Here is a 7,598-nt window from a genome sequence, read left to right on the forward strand (position 1 = left end):
GAACGTCACCTATCGGAAGTGACAGATTTCCTTTACGGAAACACTGACGGAACATTCACGACAGAACAGCTTGAAGAGGCAATGCAGACCGTTATGGATTCGTATGCAGGCGGTATCAAGACAAATTATCGCTTTAATGAAAAACAGCTTGACATAGCCGATACGAAAATTCGTCAAATCTATCAGCTTTCAGAAAAACTTCACGCAGAAGATTTTCAGGAGCTTATGTATATATACGAACTTCGTGAAAGACTTGTCGTTGCAAGAAGTGTTATAGCACATCTCAAAGCGAGAAAGGAAACACGCTGGCACAGTTTTGCGGAAAATCTTGATTATCCGAATAAGGATAACGAAAACTTTAACAAATACGTCAATTCACGTCTTAAAGACGGTGAAATAGAAATTATACTTCGTGACCTTGTGGAAGGGGGCAGAACATATGAGCATAATGATTGATAAAAGCAAATGTATAGGTTGCGGAAAATGCTGTATGGTATGTCCGGGAAGTCTTATAAAAAAGGACGGAGATAATAAAGCATTTATAAAGTACCCGAAAGATTGCTGGGGCTGTACTTCCTGTATCAAGGAATGTCCTATGCACGCAATATCGTTTTATCTCGGTGCGGATATAGGCGGTATGGGAAGTAAGGTACATACAGAGGAAAACGGAGATATTTTGAAATGGGTAATTGAAAAATATGACGGCACGGTTTCCGAAATAGACATAGACAGAAAAGAATCAAATAAGTATTAAGGGACACTAAAAGGAGGGACACTAAATGAGTGAATTATCACATCTTGATGAGCTTGAAGCAGAAGCAATATATATTATAAGAGAGGTAGCGGCAGAGTGTGAAAAGCCTGTAATGCTATACTCAATCGGTAAGGACAGTTCAGTAATGCTACACCTTGCAATGAAGGCGTTTTATCCTGAAAAACCGCCGTTCCCGTTTATGCACATAGACACAACTTGGAAGTTTAAGGATATGATTAAATTCCGTGACGATACCGCAAAGAAACTCGGTATTGAAATGATTGTGTATTCAAATGAGGAAGGTATAAAGCAAGGTATCAATCCGTTTGACCACGGTGCGGCTTATACTGATATAATGAAAACACAGGCATTAAAGCAGGCGCTTACAAAGTACGGCTTTACAGCGGCATTCGGCGGCGGCAGACGTGACGAAGAAAAATCGCGTGCAAAGGAAAGAATTTTCTCATTCAGAAATGAGGCACAGGCTTGGGACCCTAAAAATCAACGTCCTGAAATGTGGAAACTTTACAACACTAAGATTAACAAGGGCGAAAGTATGAGAGTATTCCCAATTTCAAACTGGACAGAAAAAGATATTTGGCAGTATATCAAGCGTGAAAAGATTGATATTGTACCGCTTTACTTCGCGGCAAAAAGACCTGTTGTTGAACGTGACGGTAATCTTATAATGGTTGATGACGACAGATTACCTCTAAAAGAGGGAGAAGTGCCTGAATACAAATCGGTAAGATTCAGAACACTTGGCTGTTATCCGCTTACAGGCGGTATAGAATCGACTGCCGATACGCTTGACGAAATTATTGAAGAAACACTAAGTGCGGTATCTTCCGAAAGAACTTCAAGAGTTATAGACAATGAGGCGGCAGGAAGCATGGAACGCAGAAAAAGGGAGGGTTATTTTTAATATGAACGGATTACTTAAATTTATAACTTGCGGAAGCGTTGACGACGGTAAGTCAACACTTATAGGACATATCCTTTACGACTCAAAACTTCTTTATGCCGATCAGGAGAAAGCGTTGGAGCTTGACAGTAAAGTCGGCAGCAGAGGCGGAGCGATTGACTACTCACTTTTACTTGACGGACTTATGGCCGAAAGAGAACAAGGTATAACGATTGACGTTGCATACCGCTATTTCACAACCGACAACAGAAGCTTTATCGTTGCCGATACACCCGGACACGAAGAATATACAAGAAACATGGCAGTAGGTGCGTCATTTGCGGACTTGGCTGTAATTCTTATCGACGCGTCACAAGGCGTGCTTGTTCAAACAAGACGTCATGCGAGAATTTGTAAGCTTATGGGTATACGTTACTTTGTGTTTGCTGTAAATAAGATGGACCTTGTAAAGTATGATAAAAATGCTTATGATAAAATCGTAGGACAGATTGAAGAATTGAAAAACGAATTGTCACTTGAAAACGTTAAGATAATTCCGTTGTCTGCAACAGAGGGTGACAACGTAACGGTTAAATCGGAAAACATCACTTGGTATGACGGCGAACCGCTTTTAGAATATCTTGAAAATGTAGATATAAGCGAAGAAAATGCAGAACAGGGATTTTATCTCCCTGTACAGAGAGTCTGCCGACCGAACCACACATTCAGAGGTTTTCAAGGTCAGATTGAATCGGGCAGCATAAATGTCGGTGACGAGATTACAACATTGCCGAGCAATGAAAGTGCTCATGTAAAAGAAATTTATGTCGGAGATAAAAAGTCAGAAACTGCATTTAAAGGTCAGCCTGTCACAATTACTCTTGACAAAGAAGTTGACGTTTCAAGAGGTTGTGTGCTTGTAAAGGGTACAAACCTTGCACCTTATAAGCGTCTTACAGCGTCACTTTTGTGGATGGACGATGAGCCTTTGACAGTCGGAAAAGACTATCTTGTAAAGATTGGTACAAAGACAATCGCAGGTATAGTCGCAGGTATTGATTATGCGATTGACGTTAATACTGGTGAGCATATCAATGCGGAAACAATAGGCAAAAACGGTATTGCGGTATGCGAAATTTTGCTTACAGAGGCTGTTGTTGCAGACTTGTTTGAAGAACACAGAACACTCGGTGAATTAATTCTTATCGACCGTGTGACAAATATGACTTCGGCTTGCGGTGTTGTTGACGAACTTAAAGAAAAGGGCGGTTCTTTCGCGGATAGAGCATCGTTTAAGTTTGAAAACCTTGAGGCAAGAGGCGATATTTTTGAAGAATTCTATTACGATCCACAGAGCTTGTCAGTACTTAAATATCAACCTGTTGACAAGACTTATACTGTCGGTGACAAAATTCCGACAGAGGGTGAAAGCTATAAATATCCTGACAGCTTTGATATAATTGTACTTCGTGACGGAGTTACGGTTAAAGTCAGAAATAAGAAGATAGGCGATATTATCGAAACAAAGAATTATGAATACGACGGTTACCCTGTCATTAACGGACGCGGTTTTGAAATTAAGGCTGATTCAAGAGAAAAAGTTGTGAACTTCCTTAGGGAATATGCAACAAGAGATGACGAAAACAAATTCTTTGAAAAATGGTTAAACTTTAATACATACAGAAAAGTTACCGTAAAATAAACAAAACGGATGGCGACGGTGTCGCCATCCCAAAAATCACATCATACGATGTAATTTTTGAGTATTTTCAGAGAAAAAATCATAAAGTTCCTCCAAAGTCGAAACTTTAGATTTTAAGCCATTTCTGCCGCACATGTCGCCAGAAATGATTTTTAATGAGGTTAGCACCTCAAACTCCCAAAAATAAAGTATCCAAAACCATAACGGTTTTGGATATAATCAGAAAAGGCTGTCGGCGAAATGCCGACAGCCTTTTGTATTACATAATTTTAGCGGAAACAAGTTCTTTTTCATTATCCGAAACAAATTTTGAAAAAACGTAAAGCATTGCAAGAAGTGCTTTATCGTCGATTTCATCACATGAAATTTTGTGATTTGTAATCAAACCTTTGAGTTTGTTATTTATCAGAATATCGAATTTATTGAATTTACTTCGTCTTATACAAAGTTCACCGAAAAAGCTTTCAGCCTCAATATAAAATTCAATCGGGGGTGTTACGAAAATATCGTAAAGCTTCTTTAAAGCAGAGCCGTTTGTTTCGGTGTCGTTCCATTTGTAGTCTGCCCATGCGTAAAATTCGTTTTGTGTTTCGTGTTCGGTAAAGACGTATTTAATGCGTTTGTCGAGCGGTTTAGGGTCGATTTTTACGGAATAAACAATTTCACCGCTGCTGTTACAGACAGAATATTCACCATATGTTTTCAGGTTTTTCTTTATTATAAATTCTGTTTGATTTTCGGTATTTAATATATATGATTTAAAAAATATTTTCTTTATCTTCAATTCCATAAAACAACAACTCCGTTCGTAAAAATTGTTTTTATAAAATTATATAATATATACGGTTAAATGACAATACAAAAAAATTAAAAAAATTTCCTATATTAAATTGACAATAAAAAAAATATGTGTTATGATTAAACCTATCGGATAAGTATGATATAAAAATACGGTGTGAGAAGGGGATTATATGTACAAGGTATTGCTTGTTTTTAAGGATGAAAATATTTCTGAAAAGATAAAAAGAATGAATATTTGGGGCGAAAATTCGGGATTTGAAATATCGGCGGTCGCAAAAGACGGTGCGGCGGCTTATGATGAGGTTAGAAAACAGCACTATGATTTGGCAGTCATGCAAACGGATATTGACGGAATGGACGGACTTCAGCTTTTAAGGCACATCAGAGGTGAAAGGCTGTGTTCGTGCGTGGTGCTTTTCAGCAGTGAGCCGAATTTTGAAAACGCAAGACAGGGTATAATTTACGGTGCGTTTGATTATCTTACAGAGCCTTTGACTGAAAAGTCGTTCTGTTCGATTTTCGACCGCATAGAGAACAGAACTGACAAGAAGGAAGAAGTTTATCATTCCGAAGAAATACTCAGTTGTATAGAACAGCACGGCGGCAATCTTGAAAAACAGCTTGCCGATACACGCACTGATATATACAATATTGCTACCGATAACGTGCTTGCGGAAAATGCGGTTATCAGCACATACGACAATGTTGTAAACGAACTTTTCAAGCAAAACGAATGGCTTGATTTGTATATTCCGCATATTGATGTCAAGGAGTATGTGGGGATAGAGAGAACCGAGGACGCCGAAAGGGCGGTTATCGAAACTGCAAACGAAGTGTGGGAATTATATCCCAAAGTTCAAAATCCGCAAATGCAGGATGTTATATTATACATATTGAACAATCCGGAAAGTGACCTGAAACAAAAGACTATTGCGTCTAAGCTGTATATGAACAGTTCGTATTTAAGTACGGTGTTCGCAACACAGACAGGTATGCGCTTTGTGGATTATATCACAACTGTACGCTTAAAACGTGCAGGGTGGTTACTGAAAAATACGGAAATGAAAATCACCGAAATCGCATTAAGACTTGATTATAAGGACGTTGGATATTTTTCGCAACTTTTCAAAAAGCAATACGGCATTGTTCCGTCACAGTACAGGTTGCCGGATAATTATAATTATCAGATTTAAACTTGTATAAAGACGGATTTAATAGTATAATGTTACTAAAAAAGAAAAAAAGGGGCGAATTAATGAAACTGAAAAACATATTGATTTTAATACTTTGTATAGTACTTTGTCCGCCGATAGTAATGGCGGTAAGTGACAATACGGTGTACACCGAATTTACCGGCGGAAACAGTTCGAGCACAGGAAACGGAACGGAACAATCGCCTTATAATATGTTTGAGGATGCATTAAATGCCGTTGAGGACGGCGGTACAATATGTGTCGGCGAAAAAGGCGCATTTGTAAACAGCAGTGACGATAAACCGCTTGTAATAAACAAAAATGTTACAATCACTTCAAAAAGCGATACCGCACCGGAGATTTCAATACGCAAAGCGGGTGTGGTTTTGGGCGGAAACGTGAGTTTTAAAAATGTGGTTTTGTCGCTTGTAAACGGCAATCACGCACTGATTGCGGCAAACGGATATACACTTACGCTTGACAATGTTTCATATTTTCAAAATACAAGGGAAGTACATATTGTAGGCGGTACGTTGTACGACAAAAACGGTGTGAGCCTGAGTCCGACGGTCGGAGAAAAAAGCAAGATAGTTTTAAACGGTAATAAAACGCATTTCGGAAATATCTATGCCGGAAGTATCAACGGCAGTTTTGATAAAGATGTTGAAATTGATATAAACGGTGTGACGGGTAAAAATATCGGTAAGGTGTATTCTTGCGGAGCAAAAGAGGGTTATTATAATTCCGATAATTTCCTTGATCCGAATAATGAGCCGACCGCACCGACTGCCGGTTCGGCAGTGTACGGTGTGATGGGCAATGTGAATATTAATTTGAGCAACAGTCCTATTTGTGAGATTGACGGCGACTGCGGTAGCGGCAGAGCAAATGTCAGTGTGGTAACGGAGTATCAGTACAGCAGTGCAATGAAAAATATAGGTTTGCTTACGGTTGACAGCGGAATGCTTGAGCTTACCGAGATTAATGACGATGTCAACGTAAAGATTAATTCAAACGGAATTTTGGATATGTCAAACTTGGGTGAATGCAGTGTAAATGATTTTTACGGCGGAGGTACACTTGTTTTGGCAAAGGACGGATTGCTTACGGTAAACGGTACACTAAGCGGTGTGACAGAATTTCAAACTTCGGGCGGAGTAAATTCTTCGGGTATTGCCGAGTATGACAGGTTATATATTAAGACATCAAAGGGTGACGGAAGTTTTACTTTCAATCCGTATGCTACTCAATCTGATATGACGCTTGACAAGACGGTGGACGGCTTTAAGACGAGCAGTAAAACGGAAGAATCTGTTGTTTTGAAAAGTTTTGGGATAACAGGAAGTGAGTTTAATGACACTTCACTTGAAGTTAATCAAGGCTATTTTGATATTCCGATTGAAACGGAATTTGAGGGCAGCGGTTTTTATGATATAAGTATGGTACCGCTTGTTTATACTGTTTCGTATAATGGTAAAACGTACGGCCCGAGAAATTCGACATTGACAGATGACGGGAATTATGAGGGTGATTTTAAGGAACTTAATATGTGCTTTGCACCGATAACGGACAATATAAGTGTGACGAAATATTCGTCAACGATTGGATACATGGATGATATTGCAGAGGGCGTGTATTATGTGACAGTTACTGCACCGACCGCAAACGGAAATGTTGAACATAGCTTTAGACTGATTGTCGGAGATGTGACACCGACAGCAACACCAACCGCCGAACCAACGGCAACACCGACAGCAACAGTCGAACCAACAGTTGAACCAACACCAACAGTTGAACCGACGGCAACACCGACAGTTAAGCCGACGGCCGAACCAACGGTGACACCGACAGCAACACCAACAGCCGAACCGACGGCGGCACCGACTGTAAGCAACAAAGTTGAGTTTACAAAAGATGGTGACAGGGTTAATGCGAAAATTATATTAGACAAGCAAGTGTCGGCGGAAAATATAAAAATGTATGTTGTATACAAAGAAAATGATGTTTTGAAACGAGTTGAAACGGTGAACGTAAATGATGATTTAACGGCAGAATTTACAATACCGAATGAACTGAAAAATGCAGAAATATCGGTTTATATATGGAACGACAAAATGAACCCGTATATGGATATACAACAAATAACGAGCCTGGCGACAAAATGTCGCCAGCTCCAAAAATCACATCTTGCGATGTAATTTTTGAGTATTTTTAGAGAAAAAATCATAAAGTTCCTCCAAAGTC

6 protein-coding genes and 1 pseudogene are annotated in these 7,598 nt (G+C 39.3%); 6 read left to right on the forward strand and 1 reads right to left on the reverse strand.

Annotation, left to right across the window (positions count from 1 at the left end; all coding sequences use genetic code 11):
- The 4 genes and pseudogenes from ACLTU0_RS06480 to ACLTU0_RS06495 form a co-directional block, all read left to right on the forward strand.
- Positions 1-456 (forward strand): annotated as a pseudogene (locus ACLTU0_RS06480) (adenylylsulfate reductase); the annotation flags it as partial.
- Positions 440-754: a ferredoxin family protein gene (locus ACLTU0_RS06485; RefSeq protein WP_022230254.1), complete on the forward strand. Its 315-nt coding sequence runs from the start codon at positions 440-442 to the stop codon at positions 752-754. The pseudogene ACLTU0_RS06480 and the gene ACLTU0_RS06485, both read left to right, overlap by 17 nt.
- Positions 755-779: 25 nt before the next feature.
- On the forward strand, positions 780-1,679 hold the full coding sequence (gene cysD / locus ACLTU0_RS06490; protein WP_022230253.1) for a sulfate adenylyltransferase subunit CysD: 900 nt from the start codon (positions 780-782) through the stop codon (positions 1,677-1,679).
- A 1-nt stretch (position 1,680) separates the two neighbouring features.
- A complete protein-coding gene (locus ACLTU0_RS06495; RefSeq protein ID WP_412321706.1) occupies positions 1,681-3,360 on the forward strand; it encodes a sulfate adenylyltransferase subunit 1 in 1,680 nt (559 codons plus the stop codon).
- A gap of 259 nt (positions 3,361-3,619) precedes the next feature.
- Here ACLTU0_RS06495 and ACLTU0_RS06500 read toward each other — a convergent pair whose 3' ends face one another.
- A complete protein-coding gene (locus tag ACLTU0_RS06500) occupies positions 3,620-4,150 on the reverse strand; it encodes a hypothetical protein (RefSeq protein ID WP_308456628.1) in 531 nt (176 codons plus the stop codon).
- Between the two features lie 181 nt (positions 4,151-4,331).
- Between ACLTU0_RS06500 and ACLTU0_RS06505 the strand changes: the two genes are divergently transcribed.
- A complete protein-coding gene (locus ACLTU0_RS06505; protein ID WP_412321707.1) occupies positions 4,332-5,354 on the forward strand; it encodes a helix-turn-helix domain-containing protein in 1,023 nt (340 codons plus the stop codon).
- A 62-nt stretch (positions 5,355-5,416) separates the two neighbouring features.
- Positions 5,417-7,552, forward strand: a complete 2,136-nt coding sequence (locus ACLTU0_RS06510) for a hypothetical protein (RefSeq protein WP_412321708.1) — start codon at positions 5,417-5,419, stop codon at positions 7,550-7,552.
- The last annotated feature ends 46 nt before the right edge of the window (positions 7,553-7,598 follow it).

This window comes from Hominilimicola sp. (assembly GCF_046972485.1).
GTDB lineage: Bacteria > Bacillota > Clostridia > UBA1381 > UBA1381 > Hominilimicola > Hominilimicola fabiformis.